This window comes from Dellaglioa sp. CoH-57-MRSF-16 (assembly GCF_056782055.1).
The window spans coordinates 350890-368716 of record NZ_JBXAXZ010000001.1 but is presented as its reverse complement, the minus strand read 5'-3'; the positions used below and the strand labels follow the sequence as shown (position 1 = coordinate 368716).

Here is a 17827-nt window from a genome sequence, read left to right as displayed (position 1 = left end):
TTGATACCCCCAATTTATTTAATAAACTTAAATTATCACACTTACTAAAAGTAAGCAATTTATTTAACCTAATTATTTTATACTTAAGTCTGATAACCTTAATCTATACTTTAGAAGATTCATTTATTAAACAAGTTACAAATTCTTGAATTGGCTTTGGTAGTTCGTTTCTTCCAACAAGGTAGAATTCACGCTGATACTGTTTTGATAGTACTTTGACTGGTATCTCTGGGTAATCAGTCAGTGCAGTCTGTGAAACAATTGATTGCCCTATACCTTGTCTGAGCAATTGAATAATTAATGAATTACTTTTAATCGTCATGAAGTGCTCTAACGTTAAATTATTTGCTTTTAAGTAGTTAATTGAATAATGATAAACACCTGATCCATGTTCTCTAAGTAACCACGGCTCATCCTCATTACCAGCCCAAACTAATTGATCAGTCGTCAACGAGTAACGTTTAATATTCTTCTCAGTCAACGGTTTTTCAATAAATCCAAAATCTAACTTATGTTGCTTTAATTGTTCCATAATTTGTGATGAATTAAGAACGCTAACTTCTAATTCTAATCGTTTTAGAGATTCCTTATTTTTGCGTAACAGGTCAGGTAGTAAGTATGCTGCAGTGGTGTGTGAGGCAGCTATTTTACAGGCAATTTTCTGATCAGTTTTTTGATGTTTTAAGGCAAATAAATCTTGCTGCCATAAATCTAGTAATTGCTGTGTTTGCTGGTAAAGTAGCGTTCCACTCTCGGTAGGTACAATTTGTTGTCGGCCATTTCTTTCAAATAACATAACACCTAATGTTTCTTCCAATTGCTTAATTTGAACTGAAATCGTTGGTTGTGATAAAAATAGTAGTTGCGCACTAGTAGTAAAGTTCCTTGTTTCATAAACTGATTTAAAAATTTCTAAATTTTTAAAAATATTAACCACTTCCATTCGTTTTATTAATAGTACTTATTATAAAGATTTATTTTATTAATTAAAAGAAATCAGCTATAGTTAAAGTATTGTTTAGAGAGGATGATCATATTGAAAAAAATAACTAACTTACTACCAGGATTTATCGTTGCCTTACTAATTGGGCTTGCCAGCTATTTTATTGCTAAACTTTGGTTGCCCATGTTAGGTGGTGCAACTATTGCTTTATTCATTGGAATCATTTTAGGTAATACTGTTCTACATCAACCCACACTAACGGCCGGAACTAAATTTTCTGAGAAACGTTTATTAGAATACTCAGTTCTTTTGTTAGGTGCGACTATCACATTTCAAAGTATTAAAGAAATTGGTTTAAATGGCTTACTTTTTACTTTTCTTCAAATGAGTATCACAATTATTTTTGCAATTTGGCTAGGTAAAAAATTAGCCTTTGGTGAAGGTACTTACTTATTAATGGCCGGTGGAAATGCTGTCTGTGGTTCATCAGCCATTGGTGCAATTGCCCCAGTTATTGATGCTGATAATGAAGAAACTGGAATTTCAATTACGTTAGTTAATCTAATGGGAACCATTTTAATGTTAACATTACCTATTATTGGAACCCTCCTCTGGGGTGGTAACAATGTTTTCAGAGGTGTCTTAATTGGTGGAACTGTGCAATCTGTTGGGCAAGTAGTTGCAAGTGCAACTATGCTAAATCAGGATGTCATCGTAACTGCTACATTGTTCAAAATATTAAGAATTATTTGTTTAGTATTTGTTATTACTATTTTTAGCTATTTACACAGCAAGAATCAACCTACCCAAAAAGCGTCACAAGTAACAACAAAAAAATCAACTTTAGTTCCTTGGTATGTTATTGGATTTTTAACACTTTGTGTCCTTAATAGTTTACATTTTTTACCTTCACGAATTGGTGAAACTGCACATTTTCTAAGTACATGGTGTGAAATAATCGCCTTAGCTGCTATTGGCCTTCGGTTAAATTTAAAATCACTATTTAGTCAAGGCAAGCGTTTATTACTTTATGCTGGTGGTATTATGCTTGTTCAAGTAGTATTAGCAATCGGTTTAATTACAATTTTATTTTAAAAAAATAATCATATGACCTGGCCATAATATGCCAAAGTCATATGATCATTTTTTTATTCAGATTATAATTTAAAGATGCGTTCTTGCCGGTCAAAACTCTGATCAGCAAACCAACCTTCCAACAATGTTAATTGCTGCCGTTCAAAAATGATTTCCTTATTTTTAGCCAAGCACTTAATCACATGTCCGGCTGTTTCACGAGTAGTCCCGCTAACTAACGCTAGCTCTTTAATCGTGACACGATAAGGAATAACGACATGCTTTTCTGTGAAATCAGCACCTAATTGTTCTGCTAAAATATTGATAGCTTGTACAATTCGATCATGAGCACTAGACGTTACCATTCTTTGCACTTGATTCTCTGTAGCGCTTAGAATTGTTGACATCTCCCTTATTGATCGAGTAGCCATCAGAATATTTTGCTTCAATATCCGTTCAACTAAGGCCATTGGGAAATAGACGATTTGTATATCCGTCATGGCTCTCGCTAAATAAGGGTAATTTTTATCACTTAGTAAGCCTCGATACGGAAATCCTAAGTCATTTTTGATATATGAATAAAATCCAAAGTCGCCATCAATATCAAATCGTTCAACCCGTATTACGCCTTCTATTAAAAAATAAAAACGTGTACGTTGATCATTTTCGTCAAAAAGAACCTGACCTTTTTGGAACGATTTGATACTCATGTTGTTCATTAGTAAATTGGCTTCTTCATCAGTAAGTGCTTCAAAATCTGATAATTTTCTTAAATACTGCATATATTGGGGTACTGCTTTAATTTTTTGCATTGTTTGATCCCCTCCACTAATTACTAACTCCCTAAACTCTCTCCTTTATCATTTTAACATGGATATTCCTTGGCCACAATTTACCTTACAACTTTGTTAGCTAGTTCAGCTTAACTATCGCTTTTTATTAACCTTTTACGATAACTGTCCCAGCATCATTATCTAATAATTGACTGATGTTTTCTAAAGATGTCACAATTGCGCGACCCTTTTTACTTGCTTCAACGAATTCAATCGCAGCTTCAATCTTAGGTAACATACTACCTTTAGCGAATTGATCTTCTTTGATATATTCTTTTAATTCAGAAACAGTTACCTGTTCTAATTTTTCTTGATTAGGTTTATTGAAGTTAACATAAACATTATCAACACTCGTCAAAATAATAAGTAAATCAGCATCTACCAATTCAGCTAATTTTTCTGAAGCGAAATCTTTATCAATAACAGCTTCTACGCCATGTAATTTACCGTTTTCTTCAACAACAGGAACACCACCGCCACCAACAGAAATTGAAATAACACCATTTTCTGTTAATTGATCGATTGTTTTGTATTCTTTAATCCCAGTTGGACGTGGTGAAGGAACAACACGACGCCATCCACGACCAGCATCTTCAACAAATGTCATCTCTTCATGTGCAGCCATTTCTGCTTTAGCAGCTGTTTCTGAATAGAATGGACCAACTGGTTTAGTTGGGTTACTAAATGCAGCATCATTTTGATCAACGATAACTTGTGTCACAATAGTTGCAACTTCTTTATTGATTCCTTTTTCAACCAATGCATTATCCAATGCATTTTGCATCCAATAACCAATACTTCCTTGTGTCATTGCAACACAAGTATCTAATGGTAAGGCTGGGTTCTTTTCAGAAACTGCAGCTGCTTGTTGAAGTAATAAGTTCCCAACTTGTGGACCATTACCATGAGAGATAATTAATTTATCCCCTTTTTCAACAAATTTAACAAGATATTCAGCTGTTTCTCGCAATGCTTTTTGTTGTGCCTCAGCACTAGCATCCTTTGATAAAATAGCATTTCCACCTAAAGCAATAACAATTTTTCTTGACATATTAATCGACTCCTCATTTTTTTATTTATTAAACAACCATTTTTCCTGAAGCAATTAACCAAATACCAATGCAAGCACCAATAATTATAACCAGGGTTATACCTATTTCGCCTTTTGATAAGAATTTTTCACCTTGTGCTACTCTTGCTTTCCCATAGAAGTAAATCCCTGGAATGTAAGCGATTAAACAGAGTAATAAATAACTGATACCGGCCATAATAATCCCGGCAACTTGGAATAATAGCGCAATTAAACCATATACTAATTGTGCTTTATTGCCTTTTTCATCAATATGTTGAATTGAGTATTTAACTTGATACATCGCAACTAAGATATAACAAACAATAATTGAAGCTGTACATAGTGAATAAGCAAAATTATAAGCCTTATCTGTGAATAAAAGCGTGAAAAGGAATAATTGTACTAATCCGCCTGTTACGATTAAAGCAAAAGTTGGTGCTTTTTTATCATTAACTTTACCAAAGTAACCGGGTAATAATTTACTTTTGGCCATTAATAACATTGTTTCTGCTGGAAGCATTGTCCATGATAACCATGCACCCAAAATTGAAACAATTAAGCCAATACCGATAACGTAACCACCAACTGGTCCAACCATTTCAACAGCAATATATAACATTGCTGGTTGATGAATTGAAGCTAATTGTGCTTGTGTCAAAATACCGTATGGTAACATTGAAGCTAAAACGTAAACGACTAATAAACTAATTAAGCCAATGATTGTAGCCTTACCTGCATCAGATTTCTTTTCTGCACGAGAAGACAACATTGATGCCCCTTCGATACCTACAAAGACCCACATCATAACCATCATACATTTTTTAATTTGTGAAGCGACATCGCCAACAACGAAGTTATGACTCATTGTGCCCCAGAAGTTAGCTGTAAAAATATCGATCTTGAATAAGAATATAGCAACAACAATAAATACAAAAATTGGAATTAATTTGCAGACCGTAACAATCGCATTGATTGCTGCTGCACCTTCAATACCGCGATTAACAAAGTATGTTAATCCCCAGCAAAGGATACTTGCAATTAAAATTGAAGGTAGATTTTGTCCTGATTTAAAGATAGGGAAAAAGTAACCAACCGCACTCATCAAGATTGTAGCGAATGCAACGTTTCCTAACCAAGCAGATAACCAGTAACCCCAACCACTGATGAATCCAGCGAATGGTCCAAATCCTTTTTCTGCATAAGTAAAAATACCTTCTAAATCTGGTTCTTTATTTAATAAGTTATTCAATGAAAGAGATAACATCAAAATACCAATTCCGACAATTACCCAACCAATTAGAGCAGGACCGGGTGAAGATGCATTGGCTAAATCAGAGGTTAGTCCGAAGACCCCACCACCAATAGAAGAACTAATAACTAACGCGACTAGCGCCATTAAACTAATTTTTTTAACTGTATGTTTTTCGTCCATAATTTAACTGCCTACTTTCTTTATTAAAAATAAAAAGGGACCTAATCTAAAGTCTTGCTCCAGATTAGTCCCCCTAATGACAGCCTATTTTTTTGCAGAGACACTTCCCTGTTAAGTTACTTTCACCGTTAAAAACAAACTATCATAATGTTATTAAACGCGTGGAATGAATAAGTTTCCTGCAGTTGCAGCCATAATTGCTTTGATTGAATGCATTCTGTTTTCTGCTTCTTCAAATTGACGCGCATATTTACTACGGAATGCTTCGTCAGTAATTTCCATTTCTTTAACACCATATTTTTCGAACATTTCTTTACCATATTCAGTTTCAATGCCATGGAATGCTGGTAAACAATGCATGATGATCATATTTTCATTACCAGTCTTTTTAACCATGTCCATGTTTAATTGGTATGGTTTCAATGTGTTAATACGTTCTTCGAATTTATCTTCTTCACCCATTGATACCCAAACATCTGTGTAAAGAATATCTGAACCTTTAACCCCTTTATCAACGTCTGAAGTAATCATGTTCTTGCTTCCTGATTTTTTAGCAAATTCAGCAGCAAATTTTTGAACTTCTTCAGTTGGTTGTAATGAGTCAGGTGCAACGATATGAATATTTACACCTAACATTGATCCAGTTACCAAAAGGCTGTTAGCCATATTGTTACGGCCATCCCCAACGTATGTTAATGTGATGCCTTTTAATTTGCCAAAGTTTTCTTTAACAGTCATAAAATCAGCAATCATTTGTGTTGGATGCCATTCATCAGTTAAACCATTCCATACAGGAACGCCTGAGAATTTAGCTAATCCTTCAACAACATCTTGGCTGAATCCACGGAATTCAATACCGTCGAACATACTACCTAATACTTTAGCTGTATCTTCAACTGATTCTTTTTTACCTAATTGAATATCATTTTTTCCAAGAAATTCAGGATGAGCACCTAAATCAACTGATGCTGTTGTGAAAGCAGCACGTGTTCTTGTTGAATTTTTTTCAAAAAGTAAGGCAATATTCTTACCTTGAAGATATTTATGAGGGATTCCACGTTTTTTCAAATCTTTTAAATGAATTGAGAAATCGATTAAATATTCTAATTCTTCTGGAGTAAAATCTTTTTCTGCTAAAAGACTGCGACCTTGAAAGACTGTGTTTGACATATTAATTTCCACCTTTTTTAAATTTTATTTTTTTAAGTCTTCACGAACGATAGGCATACTCATACAACGTGGACCACCACGACCTCGTGATAATTCGGCTGAAATAACTTCAATAACTTTAATTCCATAACTTCTTAGGACTTCATTTGAAACGTAGTTACGATTATAAGTTACAACTGTATTAGGAGCGATTGCCAATGTATTTGAACCATCATTCCATTGTTCACGAGGTGCAACTACTGCATCGCCGTTACCAACTGGAATTAAGATAAGTTCTGGTACTTTTAAGACTTCACGTAAGACATTTTGTAAGTCTGTACGATGTGAAATGTTAATGTGGTTATCTTTACCTGGTTCTAAGATAAATGTATCAACGTTTCCGCCATTATCTTGGATTCCTGGATGAATTGTAAATTTATCGTAATCAATCATTGTGAACACTGTATCCAAATGCATCATTGCACGGTTATTAGGGATTTTAATTGCTAGAATCTTATCAAAGCCACTGTGTTTTGCAAATAATACTTGTGCTAATTCTTCGATTGAACGAGCTGAAGTACGTTGCGAAATACCAATTGCAAGAACGTGGTCGTTTAAAATTAATTCGTCTCCACCTTCCATACGGTCGAGATGGTTACGACTACGCCATACGTTTACGCCTTTATTAGCAAAACGTGGATGGTATTCCATAATGTATTCCATAAATAATGATTCGCGACGACGTGCAGCGAATGTCATACGGTTAATTGTTAAACCATCACCCATTGATGCTGCTGGGTCACGTGTAAAGTAAAGGTTAGGCATTGGATCCATAAAGAATGGATAGTCTTCAGAAGAACTTAAATCAACTAAAGCATTTGACTTGTAATCGATTTCATTTGTTCTAACGCCAGCCATAATTTTATCAACCATATCTTGTGTTTCCATTGAAAGTAAATATTCTTTCAATGCAGCATGGAGTGTGCTAGAAACTAAACCTGATTCATCTAACATTTTTTCCAAGAATTCTTCTTTTACATTTCCTGCATCTAAAGCTTCTGCAGCCAATGTTTCAAGATAAATTGTTTCAACGCCATTGTCTTGCAATGTTTTTGCGAAAAAATCATGTTCTCTTTGAATTTCAGGTAAGTATGGAATATCGTCAAATAAAAGACGACCCATGATATCTGGTGTTAAGTTTTCAACTTCTTTACCGGGTCTCTTTAACAAAACTGTTTTAAGAGTTCCGATTTCTGATGTTACGTGTACTGGACTTGTCATAATGATTACCTCCCATATATTTATTACATGCATAGCATAACAGGAATAATTAGCCTATATTAGTAAACGCTTACACCTATAATGTGAACTATTTCTCATTATGAGGATTCTTACGGTTCAATATCGTATATTACATTTATAAAACGCTTCCACTACCGTGTTTTTAAAATTATTAAATGAGAAACATTAAAAGTACATTATTTTTATGATAATTCTTACTTTAATAAATTAAGACTTGTAATACTAAGAGTGCACCACCAAATAATAGAACAAAGACAACGACGGGCCAAACGAATTTTACCCAGTGCGAATATCTGATATTTAACATTTGAAGTGTTGCCATAACTAACCCTGTTGGTGCTAAGAAAAGCATTGCATACTGTCCAAATTGATAAGCAGAAACGACAATAAATCTTGGAATATCTGCAGAATCAGCTAATGGCGCAAATATTGGCATTGCTAAAACGGCTAATCCGGATGAAGAAGGTACGATAAATCCAAGGAAGAAGAAAATAACCATCATGATAATTATGAAAATTGGTCCACTTACGCCAACAACTAAAGATGACGCATATTGAAGAATGGTATCTGAAATCAATCCTTGATTTAACACGATATTTATCCCTCTGGCAAGTCCAATAATAAATGACACCCCAACTAAACTAGATGCACCACTGACAAAAGCATCAATGACACCCTTTTCACCTAGACCATCTCGACCTGTACCTGTTAAGAACATAATGGCGATAGCAAATACCAAGAATGAAGATGCCATCGTTGGGAACCACCAACCTTTTGCCATAACGCCCCAAACCATGATTGGGAATGTCACAACAAATAATAATAGAATAATTTTCTTACGAATAGTGAAAACTGATTTATTACCACCTTCACCTGAAGATACTGACCATAATCGATTAAAGTCTTTACTATCTTCATAAGTAATTGAAGCTGTTGGATCATCCTTAACCTTTTTACTATAACGTCCTAAATAAATAATTAAGAAAATAGACCCGACAATCAAACCAACAATCCGCCAAATCATACCTTGCGTAAAATCAATTCCGGCTGCATTTGACGCAATAACAACTGAGAACGGATTAATCGTAGAGAATGTGGTCCCAATAGAACTGGATAAGAAAATTGCCCCCACGCAGACTATCGAATCATAGCCCATCGCGATAAATACTGGTACCAATATTGGATAGAAGGCCACTGCCTCTTCTTCAATCCCGCAAAGAGTTCCGCCTAAAACCATTAAAATTGAAACAAAGAAAATTGATAAAAATTCATGACCTTTGGTTTTCTTAGTTAGCGCAATTAAACCTGATTCAAACGCGCCGCTGACTTTAACAACACCAATTAAACCACCCAGGACTAAAATAAAGACCATAATATCTACGGCTTCAATTGTCCCGTTAACCATACTATTTGTGATATCAGCTGGTCCTGCCGGATTTTGCTTCAATCGCTGATATGTATTAGGTATTGATACTGCTGCCGTAATACCACCTGATGTAAATTGTTTAATATCAATTTTGACATGAAGTTTATCCAATTGATTTTGTGTCGCAGGAACTTTTTTTACATTCCCATGCGCATCGGTAATTTTTAATTCCGTACTTGCCTGATCATAAGATAATTTAGAGTAAGAGCCCGCTGGAATAATCCATGTTGCCATAACTGCAACAATCGTTAATATAAATAAAATAACAAAAGCGCCGGGCATTTTTAACTTAAATTTCTTTTTAGGTACCTTTTCCATTGTTGTCGTTGAATCCATTATAATTTCCTCCTTTAATTGTTTTATACCAAATAGATAGCGGCGTTATCCTTTTACTGTATTTTTATCATGACACCCTCCTCTGCCGGTCGTTTCGCTTGGAGTATATCAACAGTCTACAGTTTCTGGTGTGAAATCGGTTACATTAAAAGTGTGAACCAGCTCACACTTTTTGATTTATCATCTAATTTTACTTTCCACAAAAAGAGAGATAAAAAGTAACTTGTAAATCTACTTTTTATCTCTCTTTGATGCACTAAACTTATTCATGTAATGCTTGTGACAAGCGTTTTAATCCTTCTACTAAAACGGATTCTTTAGCACAGTAACCTAATCTTGCATGTCCTGGCACACCAAATCGGCTTCCAGGTACTAATAAAACCCCATAATCTTTTAATAATTTTTGACAAAATTGTTCATCATCTTCAATTGTTTCAAATTTTATAAATGAAGTCGAGACAGATTTTGGCACTACTAAGCTAACTGCTGGCTCATTTTCCACCCAATCACTTAAAATTTTTAAATTTCGTTTCACAATTTGTCGATTTCTATCCAATACTAATTCTTTATTTTTTAAAATATGAACAGCCATTTGGTCATTAAATACACCTGCACAAATCATCGTATAATCACGGTATTTTCTAAAAATATCTGTAACAGCTGGACTAGCAACCGTCCAACCGATTCTAATACCGGGAGTTGAATAGGTTTTTGATAAACTATTCGTCGCAATACCTTTGTCATATAAATCAACAATTGAACTTACGTCCGTTGTATCATCTAAAGGTAAATAGACCTCATCAACTAATACATATGCGCCGACTTCTTTTGCAATTTTAACGATTTCAGTCATTAGTTTAGTTTCAATTACTGTTCCCGTTGGGTTATTCGCATTATTTAAACAAATCATTTTAGTATCTGGTCGAATAATTGCTCGTAATTCATCCAAATCAGGCATCCATTGATTTTTTTCAGAAATATTCCAAAAATCGACTTCAGCTCCTAATGATTTAGGAATATCATAGAGTTGCTGATAACTAGGATACATAGAAATCACATGATCACCAGGTTCAATCAACGCGTATAGTGCCAGTTGATTTGCTCCTGTTGCACCATTAGTTTGTAAAACTTGTTCCGGCGAAACCGCTTTATAAAGTTTGCTAACCTCTGCTTTAAAAGCTGGGGACCCCTCAATCCAACCATAATTCATCTTTTGTGCATCTAAATCACGATAAAAATCCTGACCATTTTCTTGACCAATATTTAATAATTCGTTCATTGTCATCGATGAAACCGTTCTTTGTGCAATATCATACGTAGCTTTAGATTCATAGACATTTAACCACTCTTCAACGCCAAATCCTGCAATTTCCATAAGTTATCATTCTCCAATCTATATTATTTGTCTTAACGTCCTAAATAATAACAGAAATTAAAAATTAAGCCAGTGTCTGTTTAAATATATTAAAATGACAAATCTGAACTTTTAATTTTATAACATAAAAAATCTGTTGCCAGTAATAGGTTTTCCTATCATCAACAACAGATATTACAGTTTTTAATAAATTATCTAATCTACTAAGGTAAATCCAAATGTGCTACCCAGCGCTTGGATTTTTTTTAACATTAACTTAGGGATACTAGGATCACTCATCGATAACGTTAATTGCCATTTTTCTTGATTTAGCAAATTAGGATTTGCAACTAATGCTGACCCAACAGCAACTAAATCTAATCCCGATTTTAATGCTGTCGTTGCTCTATCAAAAGTATTTAATGAGCCGGCTGCCACGATTGGTACCCGTTGATTAACTAGTTGAGAAACTCTTTGAATATAGGGTTCACCACCCTTTGGACCATCAGTTAACGCATCACCCAACGAAAGGTGCAAATAACTCACCTGTTTAGCAACTAAATTCGTTATCAAAGCTTCTGTATCTTCTAATTTAAGACCATCTGTTTCACGTTCTTCAAGTGTAATTCGGTAACCGATAATAAATTCTTTAGTCGTATTTTCATCAGCCACTCGTTGAACTTCATCAACTACTGCCATAGCAAATCGTAATCTATTTTCTAATGATCCGCCCCACTGATCAGTCCGATGATTATAGTGTGGTGAAAGAAAATTTTGAATTAGAAATCCATGGGCACCGTGAATTTCAATACCATCAAAACCTGCTTGAATTGCACGTTTAGTTGCTGTTCCGAAAGCCTTTATAACTTGTATTAGCTCTTCTTCTGCCAATTCTCGAGGTGTCTGTGCTGGAGCAAATGGTGTTTTTGGTGCTGGTACTGGACTCGCACTAACAACGTCATGATTTGTAATTAATTCTGGTAATGCCTTATTTCCAGCATGATTTAATTGTAAGATGGCCTTTGCCCCACCGGCCTTAATAGCTGTGGCTAACTTCGTCAAACCTGGTATAAATCGATCTTCATAAACACCAATTTCATGATCAAATCCAACACCATTTTCTTGTACATGGCTCGAACCTGTGATAACCATTCCGACCTGTTTTGCACGTTGTTCGTAATAACTAATTTCTGCTTCAGAAACTGTTTGATCATCGTTACTTGCCCATGTTGTCATAGGTGCCATCACAAGTTTATTTTGTAGGGTTATTTGTTCATTTAAATTGAATTTTTTTCGTAAGTTAATTTGCTTAATCATTATAAAATGTTCCTCCTATATCTAATATAGGTTTATAATAAACCTTCAAGTCGACTTGAAGGCAAGCTTTTTATTTATCGGTCATTTTTAACATCTGTTTTACATGATTTTCGTACGTTTCAATTTTATTATCTAAAAAATTATAAGTATCTTGCATCGCCGCGATTTGTTCACCTAATAATCGTTGCTGTTTAATCAAAATCTGTTTACGTTGCTCTTCAGTGGCCTCACCTTGTTGCGTTAGGTCAGCATATTCTTTTAAAATGTTGATTGAAATCCCCGTTTGACGCATATGTTTTGCAAAATTAACCCATTCTAAATCGATTTCATCATAGTCCCGATACCCGCTTGTATTCCGTGATACAGTGGGAATAAGTCCTACTTCCTCATAATATCGTAACGTCGCAGTCGGTAAATCAAACTTCTCACTTACTTTTTTAATATTCAAAATCAAACACTCCTATTCTCATCTTTTTTAATCTCATTAGACAATTAAGATAAAGGATCAGATTAAATTTTATAATGTTTCACATGAAACATTTACATCATTTTTTCAGCTAAGCAGTTACATTCAACCATTTCTGGTGCATTTTTACTTTTTTCATCAATCACACTTTGTAGTTTCACAATATCTGATTGGCTTAACTCAACTTCACTTAATAAATCGGCAATTGTTGAGCCAATTTTCATTTGGCACATATGTTCAAATAATAACTGACTAACATGATCCATCGTCGTTTGTTCTTCTATTAGGGGTTTGTATATGAATGCTCGGCCCTCTTTATCAGCAGATAATGCACCCTTTTTTACTAATCGACCCAATAATGTTTTTATTGTTGGCATTTGCCAATTCTTTTTTTCTTTTAAATTCTTAAATATTTCATTACTAGTACTCTGACCTAATGTCCAGATAACACGCATAACTTCCCACTCAGCGTCGCTAATTTCAATTATTTTTTTATTATTCATTAGTATTGCCCTTCTTTCATTGGTCTTATGATTACAATTGTAAACTAATGTATTTAACCCGTCAATAAGCTATCTTTCAAATTAGTATAATCGGTTAAATACTCATTATTAACTAATACTATCTCATTTTTTAATATTGATTAAACTCATTTGTTTTTGCATATTATTCGTTTCCTTTTTTTAACTTAGCTTTTAAACAAAACAATTGATATACTAGTGTTTATGACTTTAGACTAATTATTTAAGGGGATTTTTTATGACTACTTTTTTTAATCGCTACAAAACATCTTTATTATTACTCTCGGGTCTAATCATAGGTGGGATTGTCGGCTTAATCTTTAAAGAACAAGCTGCTGTCCTTAAACCTTTAGGAGATCTTTTTCTAAATCTAATGTACATGATTTTAGTTCCACTTGTTTTTTTCAGTATTTCATCTGCCATCGCAGAAATGTCTGAAATGAAACGACTTGGTAAAATCATGATTACAACATTAATTGTCTTCCTAACAACGGCTTTCATTGCTGGTGTTATTGGGTATATCGGTGTTCGTCTCTTTAACCCTATTCACGGCGTCAACGTTGATACGATTAAAGGTTTGATGGGTACTGTTAAAGATACATCAACAAAATCATCTGGTTTAGAAACATTAGTTAATACATTCACCGTTAATGACTTTTATCATTTATTATCAAAAGATAATATGTTACAACTAATTATCTTTTCGATTTTAATGGGTACAGCTGCTTCAGCAACCGGTAAAGAATCTAGTGTATTTACAAAATTTTTATCAGCTGGAAACGTAGTAGTTATGCGGATGGTTAAATATGTGATGATCTACGCGCCAATTGGTTTAGGTTGTTTCTTTGCCAATATTATCGGTAATTTAGGACCTCAGATTGCTGCCGGATATTTGCGCAGTTTCATTCTTTACTTAGGTATTACAGCTTTCTACTTCTTTGTGATGATGAGTTTCTATGCATTTATCGCAGGTGGCAAAGCCGGTTTTATGATTTTTTGGAAAAATGTCTCAGCTCCTGCTGTTACAGCAATTGCAACAAGTTCTTCAGCTGCATGTATCCCTGTTAACCTAGAGTATTCTAAAAAAATGGGCGTGAGCGAAGATATCGCAAATACGATCATCCCATTAGGTGCAAATACGCACAAGGATGGCTCTGTTATTGGTGGCATCTTAAAAACAACATTTTTATTTGCCGTTTTTGGTAAAGATATCACGAGTTTAAATAATATGATTATGATTATCTGTGTTTCATTCTTGGTTGGTGTCGTGATGGGCGCTATTCCAGGTGGTGGTATGGTTGCCGAAACCTTAATTTGTTCAATCTTCGGTTTCCCAATGGCTGCTCTTCCATTAATTCTAATTATTACAACCATCATTGATATTCCCGCAACTTTATTAAATTCAACAGGAAATACTGCTACTGCAATGCTTGTTACGCGTTTCGTTGAAGGTAAAAATTGGTTAAAAGATTTTATGGCACAATAATAATAACAATCCCCCTATATTAGATACTGAAATATCAGTCTAGTATAGGGGTTTTTTGTAATTAAAAACTGCCCTTTCCAAAATTGGACGGACAGTTTACTATTAATCATCTTCTCTACTTAATTGGTCTCTACCATACTTTATATTTTTTCTTCGCGTATTTTGTGAATCCTCAAATGCTTGACGATATTGACGAAACCATCTAAGTATCGTTCCTTCACTAACGTCGAGTGCCTCTTCAGCATCCTCTGTAAAATTCTCCCACGCATCAGGATCTTGTTGTTTTATTTCTTTTCTAAGTGTCGTAATAATTGGTTTTAATTTTTCTCTATCTTCAGGTGTCATCTCTAAGAATGCCTCAGTACCTTTAGGTTCCATTTGACTAATATTAGTAAATTCACTGTTATCTGCACTATTAGTAATAAATGAACGAATTGGTATGATAATAAAAAAGACTAACGTTATTTTAGGGAAAAACCAGCCTATAAGAATTAAAGCTAATATTAATAATCCGGTTTCTGTGTTATGTCTGCCATAAATGGTTACATATACTTTTTTCATATCAGATTTTTCTGTATATTTTTGATGAATAATTTCTTTTACAATTTCCCTGAATAGATAAATAATTAACAAATATAAAACACCATACATTGTAACCGTTTCTCTGACAGTATCACTTGTCATTAGTCGTGTGAAGGTTGGCATTAACGATAAAAGCATCATTAAGATTAAATCCATCACAATTATTTTATTTGGTACTTCATTTACTTCCGAAAATGCGACCGCATGTTGATACCAGATATTAGCAACAAAACAGAAACTAACAATAAAGATTCCAATGGCTTGAAACAAACCAACAAAGTTAATCTCCCCATTTTTTATCTCAATTGGCATCTCTAATACCATAATGGTTATAATAATGGCTATAATCGCATCACTTAACGTATCCAACCGCTCTTTAATTTTCATATGTACCTCCTTTAAAATACTGCTATATTTAACCTATTTTTTTCTTTTTTTTAGTCGTTCTTCTCGTAAGGCTAATAATTTTGCAGTCGTTGATAAGGACATCGATATTAAAATAAAAAATAAACTAGTTTTGATAACTACTGTTGGTAATGCCCCTCCAACTGATTTAATAACAAGCGTTGATATTGTTAAAAAAACTGTGAAAAAATTTAAAATAAGTAAACTAATATCATATTTTCCCTTAATTTTTAATAAAATATGAGAAAAATAGAAAAAAGCAATACTAATTATCATAAATAAACTATAAATTATAAAAAAGATAATAATAAATACGACTGGTTCTGCTTTTGCAATCTCCATAAAGGAACGATCCGTTGCTATTTCTGACACTGATAAAACTTGTGAAAATAAAAAATAGGTAGCAATCACAAAAATAGCATACGTAATAATCTTTTTAACATTTTTCATCATTTTAGCATCTTTCATTATTCACCATTCCTCTAATCCAAGATTTATAATTATTCTTATATTATATTATTTATGGCTAACAGATCATCAATTTCGTAGGTCGCTTTTATTGATGTCTTATTTTTAATGTTTTTCGGATTGTACCAGACAGTATCAACGTGAACATTGTTCCCACCTTGAATATCTGATGTTAAAGAATCACCAATAATAAGTGCCTTATCGGGATTAAATCCAGCAATATGGTCAAAAGCATAGTTAAAAAAGCCAACCGTTGGTTTTTGATAACCCGTCATTTCCGAAACAAATATTTGCGGAAAGTACTTATCTAACTTTGATTCTGCTAATCGTTTATACTGCATGTTTGCAACGCCATTGGTAATAATCGACAATTGATAGTTAGCTGTATCTATTGATGCCAATAATTCATCTGCGCCCATCATTTTTTCATGTCCGGCAGACAGATTATCTTGATACTGTTTAGCCAACTCTTTACCATCAACTACTCTATTAAACTGTTTTTTGAAAAATATCGCAAACCGATTTTCTAATAATTGATCCCGCTTTAAATTACCACGCTCATATTGGCGCCATAACTGCTGATTAAATTTCAAATAATTTTGTTTTATTTTATCATCTAATGTTATTTTTTGCGTTAAAAAAAGCTTTTCTAGTGCAGCTTTTTCAGTTAACCCAAAATCAAGTAACGTATCATCAATATCAAATAGTAAAAATTCGTAATTTTTCAATTCAATTCTCAACTTTCATTCATGTAATTTAGTTACTGGACATTATCATTTTAACATAAGATTTAAAGTAACAAAAAAGCTTTGAATAAGGAATTATATCCCTATCCAAAGCTTCTTATTTTTATAATTTAAATTTTAGTACCAACCGTTTGATAACCAGAATGATTTTGCAGCACTCCATGAACCATAACGACTTGTTACGTAATTGTTAGCTACTTTTTCTTGGTTTGCAGCTGAGTAATCACCATTTAAATATGATGAACTTAATTGGTATTTACCAATATATTGGCCATTTCTTGCTGAGTATGAACCACCAGATTCTTTGTTAGCAATCCATGCTTTAGCACTTGATGAATCAGTAGTGCTTGCAGTTGCTGTTGACACTGTACTCTTTGGTGCAACTGTTGTTGCTGCTTTAGCAGGAGTTGCAGCTGGTGTTGCTGCCTTAGTAGTTGTTGTATTTGTTGTTGATGCTGTATTTGCTGTTTTAGCAGCTGTATCAGTATTGATTGTTAATTGTTCACCAACATAAATTAAATTAGCGTTACTAATTTTATTTTCTTTAACAATTGCGTTAACACTGACATCATTAGATGTTTTGTTAGCGTAAGTTGCTGAGATGTTATTTAGTGTATCACCTGATTTTACAGTATATACATCAGCATCTGCTGCTTTAACTGCAAGTCCAAGACCTGCTGCTACTGTTGCTACCATTGCTACTGAAAATTTTGTCATCTTTTTATTTAATTTCATTATATTTAGTTCTCCTTTTAAGTTAAACGTTTTTATTTATTTTTTTCTTATTTATCTTACGAGGTTCATACTATCAGTTAGTTTTTACATAAGCATTTCAGTCAAATATCATTATCTTGAAATAATGTAATAAATATCATATTCCGTAATAAATGTAAAATAAATCAAATACACCATTAC

General features: G+C 33.6%; 17 protein-coding genes. 2 read left to right on the top strand and 15 right to left on the bottom strand.

The window, feature by feature from the left end; all coding sequences use genetic code 11:
* Nucleotides 1-103: 103 nt before the first annotated feature.
* Nucleotides 104-943 carry a LysR substrate-binding domain-containing protein gene (locus tag AC1RPH_RS01700; protein ID WP_481761115.1) on the bottom strand — a complete coding sequence of 280 codons (840 nt, stop codon included), beginning with the start codon at nucleotides 941-943 and terminating at the stop codon, nucleotides 104-106.
* A gap of 84 nt (nucleotides 944-1027) precedes the next feature.
* Here AC1RPH_RS01700 and AC1RPH_RS01695 point away from each other — a divergent pair, with 84 nt between their 5' ends.
* On the top strand, nucleotides 1028-2038 hold the full coding sequence (locus tag AC1RPH_RS01695; RefSeq protein ID WP_481761114.1) for a YeiH family protein: 1011 nt from the start codon (nucleotides 1028-1030) through the stop codon (nucleotides 2036-2038).
* Nucleotides 2039-2100: 62 nt separating this feature from the next.
* Here AC1RPH_RS01695 and AC1RPH_RS01690 read toward each other — a convergent pair whose 3' ends face one another.
* The 10 genes from AC1RPH_RS01690 to AC1RPH_RS01645 all read right to left on the bottom strand — a co-directional run bounded on the left by AC1RPH_RS01690 (nucleotide 2101) and on the right by AC1RPH_RS01645 (nucleotide 13207).
* A complete protein-coding gene (locus AC1RPH_RS01690) occupies nucleotides 2101-2829 on the bottom strand; it encodes a Crp/Fnr family transcriptional regulator (RefSeq protein ID WP_481761113.1) in 729 nt (242 codons plus the stop codon).
* Nucleotides 2830-2956: 127 nt separating this feature from the next.
* Entirely contained in the window at nucleotides 2957-3901 is a 945-nt protein-coding gene (arcC, locus tag AC1RPH_RS01685) for a carbamate kinase (protein ID WP_409021884.1), read from the bottom strand.
* Nucleotides 3902-3929: 28 nt separating this feature from the next.
* Nucleotides 3930-5354: an arginine-ornithine antiporter gene (gene arcD / locus AC1RPH_RS01680; RefSeq protein ID WP_481761112.1), complete on the bottom strand. Its 1425-nt coding sequence runs from the start codon at nucleotides 5352-5354 to the stop codon at nucleotides 3930-3932.
* Nucleotides 5355-5507: 153 nt separating this feature from the next.
* Nucleotides 5508-6524, bottom strand: a complete 1017-nt coding sequence (gene argF, locus AC1RPH_RS01675) for an ornithine carbamoyltransferase (RefSeq protein ID WP_481761111.1) — start codon at nucleotides 6522-6524, stop codon at nucleotides 5508-5510.
* 24 nt (nucleotides 6525-6548) lie between these two features.
* Nucleotides 6549-7784 carry an arginine deiminase gene (gene arcA, locus AC1RPH_RS01670; RefSeq protein ID WP_409021880.1) on the bottom strand — a complete coding sequence of 412 codons (1236 nt, stop codon included), beginning with the start codon at nucleotides 7782-7784 and terminating at the stop codon, nucleotides 6549-6551.
* A gap of 220 nt (nucleotides 7785-8004) precedes the next feature.
* Nucleotides 8005-9567 carry a YfcC family protein gene (locus AC1RPH_RS01665; RefSeq protein WP_481761110.1) on the bottom strand — a complete coding sequence of 521 codons (1563 nt, stop codon included), beginning with the start codon at nucleotides 9565-9567 and terminating at the stop codon, nucleotides 8005-8007.
* Nucleotides 9568-9829: 262 nt separating this feature from the next.
* Nucleotides 9830-10942 carry an aminotransferase gene (locus tag AC1RPH_RS01660; RefSeq protein WP_481761109.1) on the bottom strand — a complete coding sequence of 371 codons (1113 nt, stop codon included), beginning with the start codon at nucleotides 10940-10942 and terminating at the stop codon, nucleotides 9830-9832.
* Between the two features lie 195 nt (nucleotides 10943-11137).
* Nucleotides 11138-12238, bottom strand: a complete 1101-nt coding sequence (locus tag AC1RPH_RS01655; RefSeq protein WP_481761108.1) for an NADH-dependent flavin oxidoreductase — start codon at nucleotides 12236-12238, stop codon at nucleotides 11138-11140.
* A gap of 70 nt (nucleotides 12239-12308) precedes the next feature.
* Complete coding sequence (locus tag AC1RPH_RS01650; protein ID WP_481761107.1) at nucleotides 12309-12686, bottom strand: MerR family transcriptional regulator; 378 nt, start codon at nucleotides 12684-12686, stop codon at nucleotides 12309-12311.
* A 92-nt stretch (nucleotides 12687-12778) separates the two neighbouring features.
* Nucleotides 12779-13207: a CopY/TcrY family copper transport repressor gene (locus AC1RPH_RS01645; RefSeq protein WP_481761106.1), complete on the bottom strand. Its 429-nt coding sequence runs from the start codon at nucleotides 13205-13207 to the stop codon at nucleotides 12779-12781.
* 256 nt (nucleotides 13208-13463) lie between these two features.
* On the opposite strand from AC1RPH_RS01645, the gene AC1RPH_RS01640 reads away from it, so the two are divergent.
* Nucleotides 13464-14711, top strand: a complete 1248-nt coding sequence (locus AC1RPH_RS01640) for a dicarboxylate/amino acid:cation symporter (RefSeq protein WP_481761105.1) — start codon at nucleotides 13464-13466, stop codon at nucleotides 14709-14711.
* A 102-nt stretch (nucleotides 14712-14813) separates the two neighbouring features.
* Here the strand turns inward: AC1RPH_RS01640 and AC1RPH_RS01635 are convergent, their stop codons facing one another.
* From AC1RPH_RS01635 to apf, 4 genes are all read right to left on the bottom strand, one after another.
* Nucleotides 14814-15680 carry a TMEM175 family protein gene (locus AC1RPH_RS01635; protein WP_481761104.1) on the bottom strand — a complete coding sequence of 289 codons (867 nt, stop codon included), beginning with the start codon at nucleotides 15678-15680 and terminating at the stop codon, nucleotides 14814-14816.
* 33 nt (nucleotides 15681-15713) lie between these two features.
* Nucleotides 15714-16166, bottom strand: coding sequence for a hypothetical protein (locus tag AC1RPH_RS01630; protein ID WP_481761103.1), 453 nt, complete (start codon nucleotides 16164-16166; stop codon nucleotides 15714-15716).
* 38 nt (nucleotides 16167-16204) lie between these two features.
* Nucleotides 16205-16906: a YjjG family noncanonical pyrimidine nucleotidase gene (locus AC1RPH_RS01625; RefSeq protein WP_481761102.1), complete on the bottom strand. Its 702-nt coding sequence runs from the start codon at nucleotides 16904-16906 to the stop codon at nucleotides 16205-16207.
* 123 nt (nucleotides 16907-17029) lie between these two features.
* Complete coding sequence (apf, locus tag AC1RPH_RS01620) at nucleotides 17030-17647, bottom strand: aggregation-promoting factor (protein WP_481761101.1); 618 nt, start codon at nucleotides 17645-17647, stop codon at nucleotides 17030-17032.
* Nucleotides 17648-17827: the final 180 nt, after the last annotated feature.

What these genes read in the sequence shown, in the direction of transcription:
- AC1RPH_RS01700 (WP_481761115.1), bottom strand. Translation starts at nt 943, where the DNA reads ATGGAAGTGGTTAATATTTTTAAAAATTTAGAAATTTTTAAATCAGTT.
- AC1RPH_RS01695 (WP_481761114.1), top strand. Translation starts at nt 1,028, where the DNA reads ATGATCATATTGAAAAAAATAACTAACTTACTACCAGGATTTATCGTT.
- AC1RPH_RS01690 (WP_481761113.1), bottom strand. Translation starts at nt 2,829, where the DNA reads ATGCAAAAAATTAAAGCAGTACCCCAATATATGCAGTATTTAAGAAAA.
- arcC (WP_409021884.1), bottom strand. Translation starts at nt 3,901, where the DNA reads ATGTCAAGAAAAATTGTTATTGCTTTAGGTGGAAATGCTATTTTATCA.
- arcD (WP_481761112.1), bottom strand. Translation starts at nt 5,354, where the DNA reads ATGGACGAAAAACATACAGTTAAAAAAATTAGTTTAATGGCGCTAGTC.
- argF (WP_481761111.1), bottom strand. Translation starts at nt 6,524, where the DNA reads ATGTCAAACACAGTCTTTCAAGGTCGCAGTCTTTTAGCAGAAAAAGAT.
- arcA (WP_409021880.1), bottom strand. Translation starts at nt 7,784, where the DNA reads ATGACAAGTCCAGTACACGTAACATCAGAAATCGGAACTCTTAAAACA.
- AC1RPH_RS01665 (WP_481761110.1), bottom strand. Translation starts at nt 9,567, where the DNA reads ATGGATTCAACGACAACAATGGAAAAGGTACCTAAAAAGAAATTTAAG.
- AC1RPH_RS01660 (WP_481761109.1), bottom strand. Translation starts at nt 10,942, where the DNA reads ATGGAAATTGCAGGATTTGGCGTTGAAGAGTGGTTAAATGTCTATGAA.
- AC1RPH_RS01655 (WP_481761108.1), bottom strand. Translation starts at nt 12,238, where the DNA reads ATGATTAAGCAAATTAACTTACGAAAAAAATTCAATTTAAATGAACAA.
- AC1RPH_RS01645 (WP_481761106.1), bottom strand. Translation starts at nt 13,207, where the DNA reads ATGAATAATAAAAAAATAATTGAAATTAGCGACGCTGAGTGGGAAGTT.
- AC1RPH_RS01640 (WP_481761105.1), top strand. Translation starts at nt 13,464, where the DNA reads ATGACTACTTTTTTTAATCGCTACAAAACATCTTTATTATTACTCTCG.
- AC1RPH_RS01635 (WP_481761104.1), bottom strand. Translation starts at nt 15,680, where the DNA reads ATGAAAATTAAAGAGCGGTTGGATACGTTAAGTGATGCGATTATAGCC.
- AC1RPH_RS01630 (WP_481761103.1), bottom strand. Translation starts at nt 16,166, where the DNA reads ATGAAAGATGCTAAAATGATGAAAAATGTTAAAAAGATTATTACGTAT.
- apf (WP_481761101.1), bottom strand. Translation starts at nt 17,647, where the DNA reads ATGAAATTAAATAAAAAGATGACAAAATTTTCAGTAGCAATGGTAGCA.